Source organism: Candidatus Nanobsidianus stetteri (genome assembly GCF_003086415.1).
Classification (GTDB): domain Archaea; phylum Nanobdellota; class Nanobdellia; order Nanobdellales; family Nanobdellaceae; genus Nanobdella; species Nanobdella stetteri_A.
Genome location: NZ_QEFP02000004.1, coordinates 68460 through 89251, shown reverse-complemented (window position 1 = coordinate 89251; position 20792 = coordinate 68460). Strand labels below are relative to the sequence as shown.

Below are 20792 nucleotides of genomic sequence, written 5' to 3'. Positions count from 1 at the left end.
AAATTCTAATAATATGAATTATTCTTCATATAAATTATAATTTCTCTTTGCTAGCTCCTCTTCCAATTTAGTCTTAACTATATCTATATTTCCTATATACATTATAAGATTACAGAACGTTTTCTCTTTCTCAGAATATATAAATTTATTAATTTTACAGGTTTCTTCAAATCCCAACTTTATTAAAAGTTTCCTGGATCTTATATTCCTTTCATCTACCCATGCAGTAAGTATTTTAACGTTTTCAAGCCTTTTTATTGCTTCATTAAATAAAATATATATTAATCTTTTACCTCTAAATTCTTTATCAACTGCATAGGCTATTTCTGCAACATGAAATTGTCTATCAGGACCAAAATATTTACCACGTGTTGCTTGAAAAAACCCTACAACTTTAGAATCATTGTATGCTAATATCATAATAGTACTCTTTCCCCAAGATTTGGACCATTCAATAATTTTTTGTTCATCTATTTTACTATATCTACTTAATGTATAATTGTCAGGATCATGAGAAAGTTTATTCATAAAATCTAGATAATCCCTAACTCTTTCATTTGATCCTTCTATTATTTGTATTAACTTACCATCTATTTCTATTTTCATATCTACATTAACAACACTGATATATTTAAGCTTTGTATTTGCTACTTTATTCTCTTTTTTATTTAGATAAAGATTTTGTTTATAAATAGCTACTTAAGTACTAATTATTATGATTAATAAAGTTTAAAATGATTTAAAAAATTTATTATTCAGAACTCCACCTTTCTATTATTTCTTTGTTGTCTAGAACTAACATTAGTTTACTCATGTTGGCTAAAGATCTTTCATGAGCTTGTTTGTCAGAAGAAGATACCGCTTCTCTAGCTATTATTGGTAAGAATCCTAAAGCGTGGGCATGCCTTGCTGAAGTCTCTACCCCAATATCTGTAGCAATTCCTGTAAAAATAATAACATTAATTCCAGCATTTCTCAACATAAGTTCAAAGTTAGTTCCTACAAATATAGAAGTCGTGTTTTTATTTATTATTATATCATTTTCTGTAGGATACACTTCTTTTACTATATCTCCTGGGTTAAATCTCCTTTTTAAATATGGAGGCTGAAATCTTTCTGGTAAAGGTGTTATCTTAGTGTAAACTATCGGAATATTATATTGTCTTGCAGAGTTTATTAATTCTTTAAGTTTGGTAAGAAATTCATCTTTATTAAATATTGAATTAACTAGAGCTTCTTGTACATCCCATACTACAAGAACAGAGTTTTTCTTAGTTATTAACTTTTTCATCTCATCTTTATTATACCATTCCATAAACTAAATATTAATTTATAAGTTAAAAAATTATCATCAAACAAAATCAGAACTTTATTTAATATTCTTTAAAAATGCTTTTAGTCCTGCAATATTTTTACTATGATAAGGATCTACATTATTCCTTTCTGCCAGTTTTAATGTAAAAGTTCTTAATGATAATGTACCTAAAACAAGTTCTTCCATTAAATTTCTATATTTTAAATCAAATAAAAGAACATTATTTCCATACATTTCCAATAAATCTTTCATATAATTTATCCTATATTCAATTCTTTCATAATAATTAAATTTCAATAAAATAAAATCTATATTTAATTTTGATATACCTTCTAAATCATGATGATTATATTCTGAAATTATTCCATATTCAGAAAACCATTTTGCATCTTCATTTAGATGCATCTTTAATGCTAAAGCAACAGGTTCATGTTTTACATCTGTATAAATCATTATTGGATTTTTTACATCATTTACAAATATTGATAAATCTTTTAATCTTTCTCTATAATTTTTTAATATTTCTAATAGTTCATAATATTTTTTCTTATCTAATATAGATAAAATTATTCCTAAAATTACTGGAAATGTATATCTTGTTGCTGGATAATTGTTATCTATTTTTATATAATATAAATTTTTTTCTTTAGCTATTTTTTCCATTTCTCCTCCAGAAGAAATTGCTATAATTTTATTTCCATTGTTTATTGCTTCGTTCATACAATTTAATGTTTCTTCAGTATCTCCAGAATATGAGATAAATATTGTTAACCAATCTTTATCAATAAATTTTGGTAAAAAATAATCTTTACAAACAACTATTTCTCTATCATTTAATATTTGTTTTGTATAATCTCCATAAATTCCAGAACCCCCCATTCCAGATATTAATACCTTTTTATAATTTAATTCTTCAATATTTTCATATTTTTTAATTATTGAATAATAATCTAAATAAAACGGATCATACATAAAATAGAAAAATATTTTAGATATTATAAATTTATCCTCCAGAAACAGAATCCAATATTTTTATATAATCTCCATCATTTATTATATCATCCTCTGTTACAATTTCTCCATTTTTTACAACAATAAATCTTGAAGGATCTAAGTTTAACATATTTAATAAATCTTTTACAGTATTTCCATTAAATTCAATATTATTTTCAGTATAATATCTTTCGATAAATACCCTTATTTTTTTCATTAATATTTTTTAAGTTTTATTCTTAAAAAATTTTAATGAAAAAAGAAGACATAATAACATTTATTGCGCTTGCAGTAATATTCTTTGTAATATTTTATATAGCCTTTTATAAATTATTTGGCAAAAATATAAGTAGTTCAGAAAATATGCCAATAAATATAACATTTTATCCAAATCCATATCAATATAATGCAAATTATATAAATAATATTTTATATTTAAATATAACTGATTATCAATTGCCATATATAAATACTTCTAATTTTATATTAAATATAACCGATAATATATACAATTTAACATGTGAAAAAGAAATAATATATTCAAATCAATCAGTATTATGCTATGTAAAAAATATAATTATTGAGAATAATACATTAATTCAATTATTGTATACATTTGATAATGTTTTATACGATATAGAGTATAACATAACAACTTAAAGTTATAAATAATAATTTTTAAAAAATCTAATATGCCGCGGTGCCCGAGTGGCCCAAGGGGATGGATTGCTAATCCATTCCCCGAAAGGGGGCGTGGGTTCAAATCCCACCCGCGGCGTTTATTTTATAAATAAACTTTACTAAATTACTATAATTATGTACCATCATCACGGAGTATCAATATTAGAAATTTTAATAGGAGACTTACAAGAAAAAACAAATAATCCTAATTATGATAGTTCATATCTAAAGAGATTAGAGGATTTTTTAGAAAATAAAATAAAAAAAGAATATGGAAATATACCTGTAGTAGCTGCAAGTCTTCTTGTTAAACATAATAAAAAAGGAAGCAATGAAATATCTAAAGAAAATCGTTGGTATGCTAGTAATAAAGAATTTGCAAGTCATTTTGAAAAAATGTTAATATTAAAAACAAAATCTAAAGTATATCCTCTAATATCGATTGAATACCGTAACGGATATCGTATATTAATAGTTGGAGAACCTGATGGATTAAGTTTTGAAGGTGATATGTATAATAAAGCAAAGATTCATGAAGTAAAGTCTTTTAATCTTACTGACTTTATCGATCATGTAAAAGAATCAAGGGAAGATATTTTAAATAGAGAAATTTTCAGACTAATAAAAATAAATTCAGGCCAATTAATGTTATATCAATATTTATTAAAGAGGACACAAGAATTTGACTTAATTAGAAAAACAGATAAAATTAATCTTTATGGAATAATTTATTTTTATTCTGAGAATTTGGGATATGTGAATTGGGCGAAAAAAACAATAGAACAGAATTTCAAAATAATTAAAAGAGGTGCAATAAAATATAATGTCTATAATTTAAGTTTAAAAGATATAAGAACTACAAATATGAACAATAAAAAAATATATTACTTTGAAATTGATTTTAGAGTATATTATAATCAAAAAATAGTAAAATATTATCTAAAAAATCTAGATGAAATAATTAAATCTTCAAATTATGTGGATAATAGAAATTTATAAAGATTTCCTATATTTTGAATAAAATGAGCAAAAGAATTATATTATATTACTTAATTGCATTATTTATAGTATTATTAGGATTTCTATTAATATTATATAGTGAAAGATTTAATTTTTCATATAGTAATGAATATTCAGTATATATTCCTGCGGTTCTAAATCAATCAAATAATTTATCTGGAGAAGTTACACAGTTTTTCTTAAGAATATCCCCAGGTTCTGGAAATGTGTATGCAAGTATTCCTCCAATATCATATGATGATTATGAGTTAGCATATTTATTTGCAAAGGTTGCTGCATGTAATATATATCCAAATAAATGTAATAATTATGATTATTATTTTAGTTCAAATGATGTATTGTTTGCAGAAGGATTTTCAGGTACTGCAGGATTAACGTTACTTGTTTTAGAAGCCTTATCAAATAAAACTGCAATAGTTGATTATCCAATCACAGGTTTTATGTTACCAAATGGAATAATAGCACCAGTTGAAGGTATTAGATATAAACTAAATGCAACTTTACAATATTTTCCATATATGGTGGCTCCATATTATAATAATTCTAACATAATTCCTGTATATACAATACTAGATTTGGAAAAAATATATTTTGGAGAGCAATTTAATAGTACATATAATGTTCCTCAAGATTATATAGATGTTATGAAAAATATAACAAATGAAATATGTAGTGGAATAAATAATAGTACTGTAAATTATTATATTTCTTTGGGAGATTATTATACAGCGGCAAGTTTATGTTTTGAACAAAAAGTTACTAATCCAAAATTTTATCCAAATATAACTAGAGAAGAATTAGAAAAAGATATAACAGATTTTTACAATTATATAAATAATTATCAATGCTTTGGAAATTATGAATGTGAAGAAATAAAATATCAAGTAATATCAAGATTAGAAAATGCTAATGAAACTTTAGATAATTTACAAGAATCATATTGGAGATATTATTCAGCAATTGGTTGGGCTCAATTTTTATCAATAACAGATAATATATATAAAGAAAATGAATGTTCATTAATAGATCAACAATATACATTAATGCAATATTTATATCAATATCAATTGCCATTAAATTTATCATGTTTTGAAAAAATGGACTATTTATCTAATTTATATTATTTATATATAACAAATAGTACAAATTATATTAGTAATGATACTATAAAATCGATAGAACAGTTAGATTATTATTACTATAATAAATATGGATTTTCTATAACTTCTTATAATTATTTACAATTTGGAAAAGATTTAATAAATATGGGCAATATAAATTCTGGTTTGTATTATTTAATATTATCAACCGAATATGCAATATGAAATTGAAGTTGGAGAAAGGGTAAAAAGAGAAATAAAAAAAGGAAGACAGGTTTTTTCTGTAAATTGGATTAAAAAAATTGAGGCAGAACCTGGCGAATTGGTTAAATTAAAATATAATAATAATTTTTTAGCTTGGGGGATAATAAATCCAAAAGATCAATATCATTATATTAGAATATTTTCATATAATGAAGATATAGATATATATAATGAGATAAAGGAAAAAATAAAGAAAGCGAAAGAATATAGAGAAAAAACAATAAATTATAAAGATCATTATAGATTGATATATTCAGAATCAGATTTTTTATCTGGTTTAATTATAGATAAATATAATAATATATTTGTAATACAAAATTCAAATGCTTTTTTTGACAAAAATATTAATATAATTAGAGATGCATTAATAGATGTATATGGAAAAGATATTACAATTTATGAAAAGAGTATTGGAAAACAAAGGGAAAGATCATATTTAAAACCTATAGAGAGGTTTATTTATGGAAATAAATATGAAACTGAAATAGAGGAAGTAAATAAAAAATTTTATATAAATATATTAAAGGGGCAAAAGACCGGATGGTTTTTAGATCAAAGAGAAAATAGGAAAATTGTTAGTCAATTATATGGAGATAGAGTTTTGGATGTATTTTCATATTCAGGATCTTTTGGTATAATTATTAATGGTGAGGAAAAATATTTTATTGAAAAAAATAAAGAATCAACTAGCATGTTATATAGAAATTTGAAATTAAATAATATAGAAAATTATAATGTAATAAATGGTAATGCATATAAAATATTAAAACAATTTTATTTAGAAAAAAGGAAATTTGATATAATTATATTGGATCCTCCAGATCTATTGGCAGAAAATTATGAAAAGGGAATTAGAAGTTTTATATTAATAAATTCCATTGCCTTAGATTTAATTGATGAAGGATATTTAATAACGTTTTCATGTTCTCAAGATTTAAATGAAAGAAAATTTTATTCATTAATTAGAACATTAATAAGAAGAAAAAATAAGAAATTTGAAATATTGTATAAATTTAATCAAGCTTTAGATCATAAAGTTATATTTCCACATAAAGAATTATCATATCTTAAAGGATTTCTAATAGAAATTAAAAAATAACTATTTATTTTCTACTGCTTGTTGAATTCTTTGTTTAGCTTGACTTATTTTTGTTATTCTCTTTATTTCAACATAACTAACAGGAAATATTTTATTTAATGCTGGCTTTATTTCATTTTGTAAATCATAATTTATTACTTTCTCAATGAGTTCATAATATTTTAATGAAGAAACTTTCTCTTCTAAATATTTTCTATATACTTTTCTTATTTCAGTTCTTTGTGATCTATGTGCTTTAAATCTTGTAATAACTAATGGTTTTATCCTTACATCATATCCATCACTTGTTTTTACTATAAATGAATCTTCTATCTTTGATGTTCCCTTCATGGTTATTCTTCTTATATATGATGGATACAACATTACCTCCTTTACTTCTGTATAAGCTTTTAATCCGGATACTTTATTTATTTGAAATATAACCTTATAGTTCTGATACTTAAAATTATTCAATACAAATGCAAGATTTAAATCTACAGTTCTTCCAATAACATTTTCAATATTATCCTTATTTACTGGTGTTTCTCCAATTTTATTTTCATTAAATATTTCTACAGGTGCATATATATCTACCCATACCTTTTTACCCCAATCAGCATACTTTTTATTATATGCCATTTAATAAAATCATAAAAAATAATTTTAAAAGTATTTTTATATTTAAATTACTTTATGAATGAAAATAATATAGAATTCTTTAAAGAGATAGAGAAAAAATGGCAAAAGATATGGGATGAAAAACAAATATATTATTCGAATCCTGATAAAGGAAAACCAAAGTTTTTTGTTACATTTCCTTATCCATATGTAAGTGGATTTCTTCATATTGGTACTGCCTTATCTTTAACTAGAGTAGATATTATTGCTAGATATAAAAGATTAAAGGGTTATAATGTATTATTTCCCCAAGGTTTTCATTTAACTGGATCACCAATTGTTGCAAAATCATGGAGATTGAGAAATGGTGATAAAAAACTTATAAAGGAATTAAAAGATGAAGGAGTTTCTGATGAAGATATAGAAAAATTAAAAGATCCAGCAGGATGGGCTTTATACTTTGTAGAAAAAGCTGAGGAAGATATAAAAAATTTGGGATGTTCAATAGATTGGAGAAGAAAATTTTATACAACATATTTACATCCATGGTATAATAAATTTATAGAATGGCAATATAGAAAATTGAAAGAAAAAGGTTTAGTTATAACTGGAAAGCATCCTGTAGTATATGATCCAGTTGCAAATATACCTGTTGGAGATCATGATAGACCTGATGAATATGCTGGAATAGGTCCTACAGAAGGTTATATAATTTTATTTAGATTAAAGGATGAAAATATAATATTACCAGCATTTACATTAAGACCAGAAACATTATATGGAGTAACTAATATATGGATAAATCCAAATAGAAAATATTCAATATATTTAGATAAGGAAAGTGGTAATAAATATATATTACCAGATACAATAGTTGTTGATGAATTTAATGCACAAGGATATAAATTAGAGAAAATTAAAGATATTGATGTTAAAGAATTAATTGGAAAAGAATGTATAAATCCATTAACAAATGAAGTAGTACCAATATTGCCTGCAGAATTTGTTGATACAAAAACTGGAACTGGTATTGTTATGAGTGTTCCTTCTCATGCTCCATATGATTATATTGGATTGAGAGATTTATTAAATACAGAATATAAAGAAATAGCAAAGAAATGTTTAGATAATATGAAAGTTTTATTTAAGGTTCCTGGATATAATATACCTGCAAAGGAGATTGTTGAAAAAATGAAAATAAATAATCAAAAAGATGTACAAAAATTGGAAGATGCAACAAAAGAAGTATATTCTTTAGAATATTATAATGGAGTATTAACTGATATCTTTGGAAAATATAGTGGTATGAAAATATATGAAGCAAAGGATAATATTGCTAAAGATTTTATAGATAAAAATATAGCAAAGATACATTATACATTAAAACCAAGATTTGAATCTAGGTATGGTAATCAATGTATTGTAAAAATTATAGATAATCAATGGTTCTTAAAATATTCAGATCCTGAATGGAAAAAACTTGCTCATGAATGTGTAGATAATATGAACTTTTATCCAGAAAATGTAAGACAAGATTTCCATCAAAAAATTGATTGGTTGAAAGATTGGGCATGTGCACATAATAAGGATGAATTGGGAACACCTTTACCCTGGGATAAATCCTGGGTAATAGAATCGTTATCAGATTCTACAATATATATGGCATTTTATACAATTGCTCATTTAATAAAAAATATAAATCCAGATAAAATTGAGGATGATTTATTTGATTATATATTTTTGAATAAAGGAAATGAGGAAGAAATAATAAGAAAATATGGAGATATTGTAAAGAAGATGAAAGAAGAATTTGAATATTGGTATCCTGTAGATTTAAGAAGTTCTGGAAAAGATTTAATTCCAAATCATCTATCATTCTTTATATTTCATCATGTAGCAATATTTGATAAAAAATATTGGCCAAGAGGTATTGCTATAAATGGATATGCCGTAGATGCTTTGGGAAGAAAAATGTCAAAATCTTTGGGAAATTATATATCATTAAAAGATGCTTTAAGAAAATATTCTGCAGATATATTAAGATTTATTATCGCAATGTCTGCGAATTCATCCTATGATGATGCAAAGATAGATTTAGGAAAATCAGAATTCGTAATGAAATATTTAATATCATTCTATAATTATTCAATAGAAAATTATAATAAACATAAAGAATATGAAAAAAGTTATATAGATCTATGGTTTGAAAATAAATTAAATAAATTGGCAAAAGAAATTGAAGATGAATATGGGAAATTAAATTATATGAATGTTATTAATAAGATATTTGAATTGGATAATTCTTTTGAATGGTATTTAAAGAGAGCTTCTGGTAAGATAAATGGAAAAATTGTAAATAAATATATTGAATATAAGGCAATATTTTTATATCCAATTGTTCCCCATATTATTTCTGAAATATTTGAAAAAATTGGTCTGGATCCTTTTAATATAAGATATCCAGAAAATTTAAGTTATACAGATGAATATGAAAAGTATGAGAAATATGTAAAATCTGTAAGAGATGATTTAATAAAGTTAAAAATATTAATGAATAATAAAATATTTAATAAAGTAAAAATAATAATTGCAAGTAAAGAAAAATATGAATTATTTAATGAATTAAGAAATAATAAAAATAAGATTGATGAATTTTTAAATAATTATCCAAACTACAGGGATATATTATCGTTTGTAAAGAAGAATATATACATACTTGACGAATTTCTAGATAGAGAAAAAGAATATGAACTATTAAATTCTGCTGTAGATTTATTTAAATCTGAATTAAATGTTAAAGATATAATTATAGAATATGAAGAGGAATCAGAAGAATCTAAAAAGAATAGGGCAATGCCATATAAACCAGCTATTGTATTTTTAGAATAATAAGATTTATATTTTATGACTTATTAATTATATTATATGGTAATAAGTTTATTTAAGAAAAAGAATAAGAATGAAGAAGACTTTTATGGAGACCTAGACAATCTAAAAAACCAACTTGGAGGAATGGGCGGTATGTCAATGGATATGGGTAATAATTATAATATTCCAGGAACTGGCCAGAATCTTTATGATTATAACAACAACCCGGGTAGTTTTGGCGTATTAGGAAACCAAAACCAGCAACCAGCATTCGGATCCCAGGGATTTGGTCAACAACAATTTGCAGGAATGGGACAACAAAATATCGGTGGAGTTCAGAATATTAATAACCAACAATTTGGAGGATTTGGAAATCAACAACCAATGTTTGGATCTCAAGGATTTAGTCAACAACCAGCTTTAGAGGAAAATAAACCATTATTGAAGGAAAAAGTTAAAGAAAGTGTTCATAAAAAACATATAAAGGAAGAAAAACCATTAGAAGTAAGAAAAGAATTATTAATAAAGGTAGAAGATTATAAAAGAGTTAGAGAACTATTACAACAATTAAAGGAAAAGATGTCTGAAGTAGAAAAATTAGTTAGTGAATTAAAGGAAGATGAAAATAAGAGATTAGAAAGTATAAAAGGATTAAAAGAAAAATTGGAAGAATCGAAAAGTAATATAAATAGTGTGTTAGATATATTTAGATAGAATGGAGAGCGCCGGTAGTCTAGTGGTAGGACGTAGGCCTGCCTAGCCTAAGACCCGGGTTCGAATCCCGGCCGGCGCATAAAATGGTTCATACAATGTCTCTAGATGATCTATATGTTGGAATAAAATCCGAGAAAGATGTATTGGGAGTAATTAAGAGAGTAAAAAGAAATATATATTTGCAACTATATGATGTATTGCATGATATAAAGAATCATGAAATTAGGATTCAGAGATTAGATAAATTATTGGAAAATATAAAGTCTATAAAAGATATAATAGACGAACTATTAAATTCATTACCAGAAACAAAAGGTATAGAAGAACTATATAAGGAAATTAATTCTGAAGAATTGGATAAGGTAGAAATTAAAGAAAAAAAGAGAGTAAGAAAGAAACCAAAAGTTGAAGTAATGAATGAAGAAAATAAGGAAAATAATAATCAAATTAGAAAAGAACTTGACGACATATCTGCAGAATTAGAAGAATTAAAGGAAGAATTGAAAAAGTTAATTGAGTCTTAATACATCTCCAGTTTTTTCATCATATTTATAAATAATTTCCTTTCTCTTTAATTTTAATTCTATTTTATCTTTGTAGATATATATTTCATCAAAGTCGTCCAATATATAAATATTTTCATTTTTTTCTTCAATATCTTTCCTTATATTTTCCATTTCTTCCTCATATCTTTGACTAAAATGTGTTAATAATAATATTTTGCTATTACTTCTATTAAATATCTCTCTAACTTCTAAAAAATCCATATGCATATTTTTCTTTGCAAGATCTGGTTGGAAGAAATATGTAGATTCAGATATTAATATTGTACTATCCCTCGCAAATTCAATCAATTTATCAAAAAATATTGTATCAGTAATATATGTAATTTTAATCCCTCTCTTTATATATCCTACATCTTTATAAGATATTTTTTTACCATTTATTTCTATTTCCTTTCCTTCTTTTAATTTTTTAATTAATTCTTTATTTTTTATATTATATTTATTTAGAAGATCTTTATCTAGTTTAATATAATCTTTTTCTATAATATAATATGAATAAGATATTGTAGAATGTTTTGTTTTTATCCCATATATTTGGAAATCTTCTTCATCAACTATTAAACCCTCTCTTGCTTCTATTATATTTATATCGAAGTTTATCGGAATAATAAAACCCTCAATTATTTTTTTTAAATTTTCTATATTTTCTTTTGGAATTATTATATTTAATTTTTTATTATAATTCATGCTAGATAAACTTTGAAAAATACCTGGTAATCCTAAAATATGATCTCCGTGCCAATGTGTAATTAATATATAATCTATATCAGTTGGTGAGATTTTCATTATTCTTAATTGTCTTTGTATATTTTCTCCACAATCTAGTAAAATTCCTTTCTTATTGAATTTTATAAATATCCCTGGATGATTTCTACTTTTAGTAGGCATTGAAGATGAAGTTCCCAATATTACTATTCTTTTCATCATCAAACCTTCCAATTCATCTTTGGAGCCCTTTCAAATATTCCATAATATATTATATCATATATTAAGATAATCTCATATAATGGTATATATAATACTGAAAATAATATAAATGAAAGAAAATTATACAACTTTCTTCTTTTTACTGAAATTAATAAATATATGTAAGAAGATGTTATCATTATATATAGTAATGTTAGATATAGAATGTAAAATGTTTGGAAAATGGATGTAGGATTTAATATTATTAAGTATATAAAACTAATATTTTTAGATAAGTTTTCGTACATACCTATAGCAACCTGATATAAGAAAGAGGCTGGTAGGTAAATGTATATATAAGTCCATATTAAATATGGTAAATATAAAATTAGAATTATAAATATAGAGGTTAACATATTGTGAATAAAAAAATCTACCATATAATCTAGATGATTTAATATTACTTCTATCAACCCAAAACTCCATCTTTTCCTTTGATCAATCCATTGCCTTAAATTTTTTAATGGTTCAATTAGTAATCTTATATTTTTTGACATATGATATTTATATCCCTTTTTTCCAGCTTTCATGGCAAAATCAACGTCTTCTACATATACTTTAGAGTATCCTTCAACATCATTCCATACATTTTTTTTAGTTGCAAATCCACTACCATTTAAGAATAATGGTTTTTTTGTCCTATTTAATATCGGATCAATAATATCAAAATATAAAGAAAATTCTATGAACATAAGATATCCAAGCCAACCTTTTTTAATTATTTCCTTATAAAATTCTATTATATCATATTCTTTTAATTCATTAACAATACTTTTTATATCGATATAATCAATGAAAACATCTGAATCAAAGAAAAATAAAATTTCTCCAGAAGATATTTTTACTGCATCATTAGTTGCAGAAACCTTTCCCCGTCTCTCTTTTGATATAACCAATGTTATATTTTTATACTTACTTTTTAATTCCATTAATTTATTTAAAAAATCATTTTCCGGCGAGTCTATTGATATTATTATTTCTTTTAGATCATTTGGATAAGGATCTTCTAATATTTTTTTAATATTATTTTCCAAATGTTTACTTTTTTTATAAATAGGAAATATAATTGATATTTTAGGGAGATCCATAAAAATTATATTTTATATTAATATTATTAAAAATAGTGATGAAGGTCAGAGTTAGCTGATACATGATGAAATTCAGATACCTCTGACATTTTCTACTCTTTCTATTACCCAATATATAAAGAAGAAATATAAGGAAACTATTGTAAATATTGCTATATCAATTAAAGATGGTATTATAAATTGAATAATTTCTCTTAAATATCCAATTAAAAATATAGATGTTATAAATGTGGATAAAAATATTGATAAATAATATTCTTTTGTTTTTGTTATATTTAATGAGAATATTTTTTCATAATGTATATATAATATTCCTTGTGTTGCTATCAAGAATAATATTATTATATAGCTATTATCATTTGTAGCTAGAGCAACAATTAAGGAAGTAAGTCCAATAAATATCATATTTCTTATTATTTCTAATTTTGTAGATCTATCAAATATTTTAACCTTCATTTTCTTTAATATTTTTTTATCTTTGACATCTGAGGAACCCATGTATAATGAATTAATTGTTTCAATTACTAAATTTAATAATAATAATTGTAAAGCTTGTAAAAATATTTGATTATATATAAAAAATCCAATTGAAATAAATAAAAATATCCCCAATAATTCAGATAACATTACTAAAATATATACTTTTAAATTATATATAATCCTTTTTCCTTCCATAATTAGTTTTGTTATATTATCTATTCCCTTATCCATTAATATAACATTTGCAGAGTCTTTTGCTATGTCTGTTGCATTATAAAATGAAACACCTACATTGGATATCTTCAATGCTATAGCATCATTTGTACCATCACCAACAAATAATACTCTATGTCCCTTATCCTTTAGTGTTTTTACAATTCTATATTTGTCTAAAGGATCCGCATTTACTATAACATGATAATCCTTTAATATTTTGTATAAATAATTTTCATTTAATTTTTTTATCTCATTTGCATCTATTATTTTATAATTTAATTTTAATAATTTCAATATTCCTAGTGTATGATCTTTATTATCCCCAGTTACTATATATATATTTATACCAAGATCTTCCAATTCTTTTATATATTTTAAAACTCCATCCCTTATTTTATCCTTTATAAATAATAATCCTAAGAATGTTATATCCTTTTCTGGATCTTCATTTTCTTTTATTTCTTTAATACCAATTGCCAATATTTTATAACCCCTTTTTCCGTATTCTTTTTCAATTTTTTCAATTTTTTCTCTATATTTATCTATTCTAAATATTTTATTGTTTATTATTATATATTTTGAAATAGATAAAATGGAAGATGGAGAGCCTTTTATTATTGAATATTTCTTATCATTATATTTTACTATTACAGAAGATCTTTTTCTATATGGATCAAAATAATTTACAGAATATCTTTCTAAAAATTTAGAAATCTTAAAATATTTTGCCAATCTGTATATTGATAAATTTATAGGATCTCCAATATTTTTTTCTATATCTATTGTTAAATAATCCTCTATTGAATTATACAAAAATATTAAGAATTCTTTTACTTCATCTATATTTATTATTTTTTTATTATATATTATCTCTGCCTTATCTTTATAATATTTTACATCATAAAATTTACCATTATAGAAAAATTTATCTATAATTAATTCATTATATGTAATTGTACCTGTTTTATCTAAAACAGCGGTATCTATATTGCTAATATCTTCCAATATATTTGGATCTTTTATATATATATTATCTTTTTCTAATTTTTGACTGCTTATTGTATATATTAATACTAATGCTGCAGGTAATCCCTCAGGTATTACAACAATAGCCAAAGCTATTACAAATATTATTAGTTGATATAAATTTAGTATATTTTTTATTAATAATATTACAAAAGATATAATTACAATTATTGATATAATTATTATCATATAATATGAAAATTTATCTAATTCTTCTTGTAATAGAGATTTACTCCTTCTTTGTTTACTTATATTTTTATATATACTTCCATAATATGTATTATTTCCAGTTTCAACTACAACACCAATTGCAATTCCCTTTATTATATAACTATTCTGATATATCATATTTTTTCTTTCTTTTACTGGAATGTCCTTTGGTAATATTGTATTATATTTTTTTACAGGTTCGGATTCACCAGTTAGGGAACTTTCATCAACTTCTAGATCAATTGATTCTATTATCCTTATATCTGCAGGAGCTCTCTGTCCATATTTTAATACAATAATATCTCCAGGAACAATTTTTGATGATTTTACATATTCATATTTTCCATTTCTAATAACTAAAACATTACTTTCTATATTTTCTTCTAAAGATTTTATTATTTTTTCAGATTTTTTATCATGTAAGTAATCCGATATTATATACAATATTAGAAATAATGTTATTGCAGAACCTTCACTAATACCACCAAAAATAATTGATAATATATCTGCAACAATAAATAATAATAAGAAGGGATTTTTTAAATATTCTATTATAATTTCTATAAAATTCTTTTTTTCTAATCTTATTTTATTTTCTCCATATATTTTTAACCTTCTTTCAGCTTCATAATCATCTAAACCCTTATTTGATGTATTTAGCCTTTTTAATACCTCTTCAATGGATAAAGAATGCCACATTATAAATTCTTATAAATTTACGAATTTTATAAATTATTAAATGTTAGTTATAAATTTGAAATCTTACATAGAAACAATTGGAAGAAGAGGGTTAGAATTATTAGAAGCTGCTGAAAAGGTTGCTGAAGAATATGGTATTAATATAGTGATTGCCCCACAATTTACTGATATATATTTATTGGCAAAGAATGCAAAGAAAGTAAAAATATTTGCACAGCATATAGATCCAATTGAACCAGGCGCTCATACAGGATATATATTACCAGAAGCTGTAAAAGAAGCTGGTGCTGTTGGAACCTTAATAAATCATTCGGAAAAACCAATGAAAATTATTGATATAGAAAAGGCAATAAATATGGCAAAAAGATTGGGTTTAACTACAATAGTATGTGCAAATGATGAAATTGTAGGAGCTGCAATTGCAAAATTAAATCCAGATTATGTTGCAGTAGAACCACCGGAATTAATAGGAACGGGAATTTCTGTATCAACTGCTAAACCAGAAATAGTAATAAATTCTGTTAAAATGATTAAAGAAGTAAATCCAAATGTTAAAGTATTAGTAGGAGCTGGTATAAGTAATAAAGAAGATGTAAAGAAATCATTAGAATATGGAGCTGAGGGTGTTTTATTGGCATCTGCAGTTACAAAGGCTAAAAATTTTTATGAAAAAATAAAAGAATTGGCCGAAGGTTTTATAAGATAATTTTTAAATATGTTTTAATTTTGACCATGCCAAAATTAAAAGGTTTTCAGAAAAAGTATGATAGCTTACATTATATTTATAAGAGAAATTATATCAATTAAGGATTAAGATAGTCCGGAAAGAAAAAATTATTAAAAATAACTATTTTTATAGTTAAAAAATATTATAATAATAATTCTTTACTTATCTATTAAATAAAAAATAATTCTTATTTTGTTATATTTAATAAAAAATTACAATATATCAAACTTATACTTTAATTATATCTATGATAAAATATATTTTTGATTTTTTTGGATGCTTCATATAAAAGTTCGATCAATTTACTTATATAATTACTTCTAGTTTCCAGACTTTTATAGAATTGTTTTCTATTTTTTATTGGATCTTCTAATAGATTTTCTACTATATTTGCGAGGTAGTCAGACATTTTTTGGAGTGCATTATTGTAATCTTTAAGAGACTTCTTTCCTTTACTTTTTAATTCCTCAGTAGTCTTTTCTGTAAAGGCTGCATAAATTGTAGAAAACTCTCCTAGATCTATTAAATAATTTATAAAACCTGTTATATGATTGACTTTTTTGTAATAATCTGATTCTTTGGGATCCAATTTTTTTGCATATTCGCTAATACCTTTTACCATACCAGCCATGAAGTAGTTATCAAGAATATACCATAGAATTCGATCTGCATAATATTCATTCTTATTATGTTTTTCATCTATCCAGCTTTTTGCTTCTACATAATTAAATAAAGCATTGTTATAGGATACAGTCTTTTTCTTCATAAATTTAATTAAAGAATCTAATGATCTTAGCGTTGCTGGAGCATTTTTGCTTAATACATTCCAAGCCTCTTCTATTGTTTGATTAAGATACTTGTAGCTATTTTTTATAATTTCTTTAGGATCATATTTATCTTCCATAATATATCAACTATTAGAAAAATTTTTAAATATATTGTTATCATCTATTATAAAATAGTAGTTACGATATTATGAAGATCCTATTATTTACATAATTTTTGAGAGGATAATAAAATTCTGGTATTTAAATGAATATATAAAGTTTGGAGGATATTATAGTAAATTTTCTATAATTGTTACAAAAAATTATTGTGGAGAAAGAATTATAAATAATAGTAAAAAAATATATCCCTTTAGTTTATTTTTAATAATTTAAAAATTTATTTCATAAGATTTTGCTAAATCTTCTAATCTTTTTGCTTCTTTTTTCATATTAATTATAAATAAACTTTTTGGATTATCTCATTCTTCTTTTGTAAATGCAAAAAATTCAATATCCCCTTTAGAATATTTATATAGTTTTTCTAACCTTTCTATATATCTTAAATTTTTAAAGTCATCAGATATTATCACTAAATCTAAATCACTTGTATCTAAATAATCTCCTCTAGCTCTAGAACCTACAACATAAACATCAATTATATTAATTTCTTTTTTATATTATTTACTACTTCTATAGCCTTTTTTAATAGATCTTTCTGACTTTCAATAGCAGATTTTGCCTTCATTTAATAAATTTCTTAACTCAATTAACATTTTTCAGCCATATTTAAATACTCTCTAGCATCATTTTTATCATATAATAAATATGGTAAACTGTTTGCTGTGTCTAGATATCTAGAAATAGTATAATTTGGATTTAATTTTAATGCTTCTTCTCTTATTTCTTCAACATTTAAATTTACTTCTTCTTTAATTATATCAAGCATTTTACTTAAGTCATAGGTTTTTACATACTTTCCAAAATATAATAATAAGGCTTCCAAACATTTTTCTGCTGCTTGATGTGAATAAAATGCAGAAGCATAATATTTATTATTATTTAATAATACTTTTGCTGTATCTAAATCTTCCAAAGATTGCTTTAACCATAATTCAACATCTCCTCATAATATTATCTTTAATTCTATCCTTTATAAAATAAGTTTCATTATTTCATCAATTTTATTTTCGATTATTAATTTATTTTCCTTATATAATTGTTGATATATATATTCTGTTATATATGGTAATATTGGATGTAACATAATTAATATTATCTTATATATTGTATATAATAGATATTTTGCAGTTTTATCATCATTTTTTATTCTTTCCTTTATTTTTTCTAAATAATTATTTGCAAAATCTTCCCATGCAAATTTTCTCCATAATTTTACATATTCAGAATATCTAAATTTATCAACATATTCTTTAGATTCTTTAATATTTTTTTCTAATATTTTTATTATTTCTCTATCTTCATCTTTTAATTCTAGAACCTTTTCCGGCTTTTCTTTTATATTCATTTCAATATATCTACCAATGTTCCATAATTTTATTATAAAAGCCTGTCCAGATTCAATATCTTTTATATTAAATCTATAATCATTACCTGGTGCAGCTAATAGAGCCCAATATCTTAAAGCATCTGGAGAATATTTATCCATTATTTCATTTGGATCTATAGCATTTCCCAAAGATTTAGACATCTTTCTTCCCTTTTCATCTAGTACCATTCCATGAATTAATGCATATTTCCATGGATTTTTATTTTTTTAATAAATTTACCCTTACAATTGTATCAAATAGCCATGTTCTTATTATTTCATATCCTTGCTGTCTTAAATCTACAGGTAGATATTCCTTTATTTTATCAAATAATTCTGGTAATTCTTTTGGATTAAATTCTTTATTTTCTGTCAACGCATAATATAATATTGCTAAAGGTGTTATTGAAGATTCAATCCATACATCGACTGTTTCATCTTCAAAGAATTTACCAGCATATTTTTTTACTTTTTCTTTATCTATTCTTGGATCAATTGGTAAATCTTCTATATTTACTGGATATATTTTTCCATCTTTTTCATAAAATGGGAATGCAAGACCCCATAACATTTTTGTCCTAGAAATATTCCAATCCTGATCTATATTATTTATCCAATCAATTAATCTTTTTACTTCACTTTCAGGAATTATTTTTATATCTTTTTGCCATTCCAATATTTTTTCCTTTAAATCTTTTATTTTTATAAAGAATTGTTCTTTCGGAATGAATTCTAATGGTGATAAACAATCAGATCTCTCAGTATGTGATAATACATTATGATTTATCTTTTCTATTTTATATATATAATCCTTTAATATTTCTTTCATTTTTTCTCTTGCTTCTTCAACTTTTAATCCATTTATTTCATTTATACTTGATATTATTCTCCCATCTTCCGATATAGAAATTATTTCAGGTAAATTATACTTTTCTTTCCATTTTATATCATAAGGATCCCCATATGTACATATCCAAACAATTCCTGTTCCAAAATTATAATCTACATCATTATCAGAAATAATCTTTGCTTTTCTATTTATTAATGGAATTGTAACTTCTAAGTTTTCTAATTCTTTATAATCATATTCCCTTATAATTTTTAAATTATTTTTTTCTGCATATATTTTTGATACAATTAAACTATTTTCAGTTTCTACATATTTGTTTTTTGCAATTAATATTAACGAACATGAATTAATCAATTCAGGTCTTGTTGTTGCTATTAATATATATTTTCCATTATTTGTTGGCAATTTTATATATATTAAATATCCTTCCTTTTCTAAATATCCAGCTTCTTGCATTGAAATTGCTGTTTGGCATTTTGGACACCACATTATTGGATATCTTTTTCTTTCAATTAAACCATCATTAAACATTTTTATCAATGTATATTGAACAAATGCTTCATATTTTCTATCAATTGTTTTATATACTTTATCTCTATCAAATGATGATCCCAATCTTTCAAATGTTTTATGCATAGATTCGATCATTTTATTTGTCCAATCAATACATGCTTTTATGAATTGTTCTTTATTTTCTTTAGATATCTTTAATTTATTTATAACTTTTAATTCTGTTGGTAAACCATGACAATCAAATCCCAAAGGAAAATATACATTGTATCCTTCCAATCTTTTATATCTAGCCAAAAAATCTATCCATATAAATTCTAGAGCATGACCCATATGTGCCTCTCCAGAAGTAAATGGTGGCGGAGTATCTATTATATATCTTTGATCTTTATTAATATCAAATTTAAAAATTTCCTTATTTTTATTCCATAAGTTTAATATTTCTTTTTCAATTATTTTATAATCAGGTCTTTTATCCATTCAAAAATAT

19 protein-coding genes, 2 tRNA genes and 2 pseudogenes are annotated in these 20792 nt (G+C 23.6%); 10 read left to right on the top strand and 13 right to left on the bottom strand.

The window, feature by feature from the left end:
* Positions 1 to 18 precede the first annotated feature (18 nt).
* The 4 genes from DDW03_RS01080 to DDW03_RS01065 form a co-directional block, all read right to left on the bottom strand.
* Positions 19 to 606, bottom strand: a complete 588-nt coding sequence (locus DDW03_RS01080; protein WP_228615219.1) for a GNAT family N-acetyltransferase — start codon at positions 604 to 606, stop codon at positions 19 to 21.
* 145 nt (positions 607 to 751) lie between these two features.
* Positions 752 to 1315 carry a cysteine hydrolase family protein gene (locus DDW03_RS01075; RefSeq protein WP_228615218.1) on the bottom strand — a complete coding sequence of 188 codons (564 nt, stop codon included), beginning with the start codon at positions 1313 to 1315 and terminating at the stop codon, positions 752 to 754.
* A 54-nt stretch (positions 1316 to 1369) separates the two neighbouring features.
* The gene (locus tag DDW03_RS01070; protein WP_228615217.1) at positions 1370 to 2287 is read right to left on the bottom strand and encodes an SIS domain-containing protein; all 918 of its coding nucleotides are present in this window, start codon (positions 2285 to 2287) and stop codon (positions 1370 to 1372) included.
* 31 nt (positions 2288 to 2318) lie between these two features.
* Complete coding sequence (locus DDW03_RS01065) at positions 2319 to 2525, bottom strand: MoaD/ThiS family protein (RefSeq protein ID WP_004578186.1); 207 nt, start codon at positions 2523 to 2525, stop codon at positions 2319 to 2321.
* Positions 2526 to 2560: 35 nt separating this feature from the next.
* Here DDW03_RS01065 and DDW03_RS01060 point away from each other — a divergent pair, with 35 nt between their 5' ends.
* From DDW03_RS01060 to DDW03_RS01040, 5 genes are all read left to right on the top strand, one after another.
* Positions 2561 to 2968 carry a hypothetical protein gene (locus DDW03_RS01060; RefSeq protein ID WP_228615216.1) on the top strand — a complete coding sequence of 136 codons (408 nt, stop codon included), beginning with the start codon at positions 2561 to 2563 and terminating at the stop codon, positions 2966 to 2968.
* 34 nt (positions 2969 to 3002) lie between these two features.
* Positions 3003 to 3086 (top strand) — tRNA-Ser (locus tag DDW03_RS01055).
* Positions 3087 to 3124: 38 nt separating this feature from the next.
* Complete coding sequence (locus DDW03_RS01050; protein WP_228615215.1) at positions 3125 to 3988, top strand: hypothetical protein; 864 nt, start codon at positions 3125 to 3127, stop codon at positions 3986 to 3988.
* A 23-nt stretch (positions 3989 to 4011) separates the two neighbouring features.
* Positions 4012 to 5334, top strand: coding sequence for a hypothetical protein (locus DDW03_RS01045; protein WP_228615214.1), 1323 nt, complete (start codon positions 4012 to 4014; stop codon positions 5332 to 5334).
* Positions 5324 to 6472 (top strand): class I SAM-dependent rRNA methyltransferase, encoded by a 1149-nt coding sequence (locus tag DDW03_RS01040; protein ID WP_228615213.1) that lies wholly within the window; start codon positions 5324 to 5326, stop codon positions 6470 to 6472. The genes DDW03_RS01045 and DDW03_RS01040 overlap by 11 nt, the downstream gene beginning before the upstream one ends.
* On the opposite strand, the gene DDW03_RS01035 is transcribed toward DDW03_RS01040, so the two are convergent.
* The gene (locus DDW03_RS01035) at positions 6473 to 7090 is read right to left on the bottom strand and encodes an eS1 family ribosomal protein (protein ID WP_228615212.1); all 618 of its coding nucleotides are present in this window, start codon (positions 7088 to 7090) and stop codon (positions 6473 to 6475) included.
* Between the two features lie 54 nt (positions 7091 to 7144).
* On the opposite strand from DDW03_RS01035, the gene leuS reads away from it, so the two are divergent.
* The 4 genes from leuS to DDW03_RS01015 all read left to right on the top strand — a co-directional run bounded on the left by leuS (position 7145) and on the right by DDW03_RS01015 (position 11175).
* On the top strand, positions 7145 to 9958 hold the full coding sequence (gene leuS, locus DDW03_RS01030; RefSeq protein ID WP_228615211.1) for a leucine--tRNA ligase: 2814 nt from the start codon (positions 7145 to 7147) through the stop codon (positions 9956 to 9958).
* 36 nt (positions 9959 to 9994) lie between these two features.
* Entirely contained in the window at positions 9995 to 10651 is a 657-nt protein-coding gene (locus tag DDW03_RS01025; protein WP_228615210.1) for a hypothetical protein, read from the top strand.
* An 8-nt stretch (positions 10652 to 10659) separates the two neighbouring features.
* A tRNA-Gly gene (locus tag DDW03_RS01020) sits at positions 10660 to 10730 on the top strand.
* Positions 10731 to 10746: 16 nt separating this feature from the next.
* Positions 10747 to 11175, top strand: a complete 429-nt coding sequence (locus tag DDW03_RS01015; RefSeq protein ID WP_228615209.1) for a hypothetical protein — start codon at positions 10747 to 10749, stop codon at positions 11173 to 11175.
* Here DDW03_RS01015 and DDW03_RS01010 read toward each other — a convergent pair.
* The 3 genes from DDW03_RS01010 to DDW03_RS01000 form a co-directional block, all read right to left on the bottom strand.
* A complete protein-coding gene (locus DDW03_RS01010) occupies positions 11161 to 12141 on the bottom strand; it encodes a ribonuclease Z (protein WP_228615208.1) in 981 nt (326 codons plus the stop codon). The two genes, DDW03_RS01015 and DDW03_RS01010, sit on opposite strands and share 15 nt — an antisense overlap.
* 2 nt (positions 12142 to 12143) lie before the next feature.
* Positions 12144 to 13271, bottom strand: coding sequence for a glycosyltransferase family 2 protein (locus tag DDW03_RS01005; RefSeq protein WP_228615207.1), 1128 nt, complete (start codon positions 13269 to 13271; stop codon positions 12144 to 12146).
* Between the two features lie 72 nt (positions 13272 to 13343).
* Positions 13344 to 15902, bottom strand: a complete 2559-nt coding sequence (locus tag DDW03_RS01000; RefSeq protein WP_228615206.1) for a cation-translocating P-type ATPase — start codon at positions 15900 to 15902, stop codon at positions 13344 to 13346.
* 40 nt (positions 15903 to 15942) lie between these two features.
* On the opposite strand from DDW03_RS01000, the gene tpiA reads away from it, so the two are divergent.
* Positions 15943 to 16608, top strand: a complete 666-nt coding sequence (gene tpiA, locus DDW03_RS00995) for a triose-phosphate isomerase (RefSeq protein ID WP_228615205.1) — start codon at positions 15943 to 15945, stop codon at positions 16606 to 16608.
* A 256-nt stretch (positions 16609 to 16864) separates the two neighbouring features.
* On the opposite strand, the gene DDW03_RS00990 is transcribed toward tpiA, so the two are convergent.
* From DDW03_RS00990 to DDW03_RS00970, 5 genes and pseudogenes are all read right to left on the bottom strand, one after another.
* The gene (locus DDW03_RS00990; RefSeq protein ID WP_228615204.1) at positions 16865 to 17533 is read right to left on the bottom strand and encodes a hypothetical protein; all 669 of its coding nucleotides are present in this window, start codon (positions 17531 to 17533) and stop codon (positions 16865 to 16867) included.
* 252 nt (positions 17534 to 17785) lie between these two features.
* Positions 17786 to 18141, bottom strand: a pseudogene (locus DDW03_RS02795) (nucleotidyltransferase domain-containing protein).
* Positions 18142 to 18162: 21 nt separating this feature from the next.
* Positions 18163 to 18501 (bottom strand): annotated as a pseudogene (locus tag DDW03_RS00980) (HEPN domain-containing protein); the annotation flags it as partial.
* Positions 18502 to 18546: 45 nt separating this feature from the next.
* Positions 18547 to 19131 (bottom strand): class I tRNA ligase family protein, encoded by a 585-nt coding sequence (locus tag DDW03_RS02780; protein WP_320412270.1) that lies wholly within the window; start codon positions 19129 to 19131, stop codon positions 18547 to 18549.
* A 31-nt stretch (positions 19132 to 19162) separates the two neighbouring features.
* Positions 19163 to 20782, bottom strand: a complete 1620-nt coding sequence (locus tag DDW03_RS00970) for a class I tRNA ligase family protein (RefSeq protein WP_269140741.1) — start codon at positions 20780 to 20782, stop codon at positions 19163 to 19165.
* Positions 20783 to 20792 lie beyond the last annotated feature (10 nt).

Bases quoted from the DNA above. Each gene is read 5' to 3' on its own strand.
- DDW03_RS01045 (WP_228615214.1), top strand. From the start codon at position 4,012: ATGAGCAAAAGAATTATATTATATTACTTAATTGCATTATTTATAGTA.
- DDW03_RS01035 (WP_228615212.1), bottom strand. From the start codon at position 7,090: ATGGCATATAATAAAAAGTATGCTGATTGGGGTAAAAAGGTATGGGTA.
- DDW03_RS01070 (WP_228615217.1), bottom strand. From the start codon at position 2,287: ATGTATGATCCGTTTTATTTAGATTATTATTCAATAATTAAAAAATAT.
- DDW03_RS01025 (WP_228615210.1), top strand. From the start codon at position 9,995: ATGGTAATAAGTTTATTTAAGAAAAAGAATAAGAATGAAGAAGACTTT.
- DDW03_RS00990 (WP_228615204.1), bottom strand. From the start codon at position 17,533: ATGGAAGATAAATATGATCCTAAAGAAATTATAAAAAATAGCTACAAG.
- DDW03_RS01010 (WP_228615208.1), bottom strand. From the start codon at position 12,141: ATGAAAAGAATAGTAATATTGGGAACTTCATCTTCAATGCCTACTAAA.
- DDW03_RS01065 (WP_004578186.1), bottom strand. From the start codon at position 2,525: ATGAAAAAAATAAGGGTATTTATCGAAAGATATTATACTGAAAATAAT.
- DDW03_RS01015 (WP_228615209.1), top strand. From the start codon at position 10,747: ATGTCTCTAGATGATCTATATGTTGGAATAAAATCCGAGAAAGATGTA.
- DDW03_RS01080 (WP_228615219.1), bottom strand. From the start codon at position 606: ATGAAAATAGAAATAGATGGTAAGTTAATACAAATAATAGAAGGATCA.
- DDW03_RS01060 (WP_228615216.1), top strand. From the start codon at position 2,561: ATGAAAAAAGAAGACATAATAACATTTATTGCGCTTGCAGTAATATTC.
- tpiA (WP_228615205.1), top strand. From the start codon at position 15,943: ATGTTAGTTATAAATTTGAAATCTTACATAGAAACAATTGGAAGAAGA.
- DDW03_RS01040 (WP_228615213.1), top strand. From the start codon at position 5,324: ATGCAATATGAAATTGAAGTTGGAGAAAGGGTAAAAAGAGAAATAAAA.
- DDW03_RS01000 (WP_228615206.1), bottom strand. From the start codon at position 15,902: ATGTGGCATTCTTTATCCATTGAAGAGGTATTAAAAAGGCTAAATACA.
- DDW03_RS01050 (WP_228615215.1), top strand. From the start codon at position 3,125: ATGTACCATCATCACGGAGTATCAATATTAGAAATTTTAATAGGAGAC.
- leuS (WP_228615211.1), top strand. From the start codon at position 7,145: ATGAATGAAAATAATATAGAATTCTTTAAAGAGATAGAGAAAAAATGG.
- DDW03_RS00970 (WP_269140741.1), bottom strand. From the start codon at position 20,782: ATGGATAAAAGACCTGATTATAAAATAATTGAAAAAGAAATATTAAAC.
- DDW03_RS01005 (WP_228615207.1), bottom strand. From the start codon at position 13,271: ATGGATCTCCCTAAAATATCAATTATATTTCCTATTTATAAAAAAAGT.
- DDW03_RS01075 (WP_228615218.1), bottom strand. From the start codon at position 1,315: ATGGAATGGTATAATAAAGATGAGATGAAAAAGTTAATAACTAAGAAA.
- DDW03_RS02780 (WP_320412270.1), bottom strand. From the start codon at position 19,131: ATGGTACTAGATGAAAAGGGAAGAAAGATGTCTAAATCTTTGGGAAAT.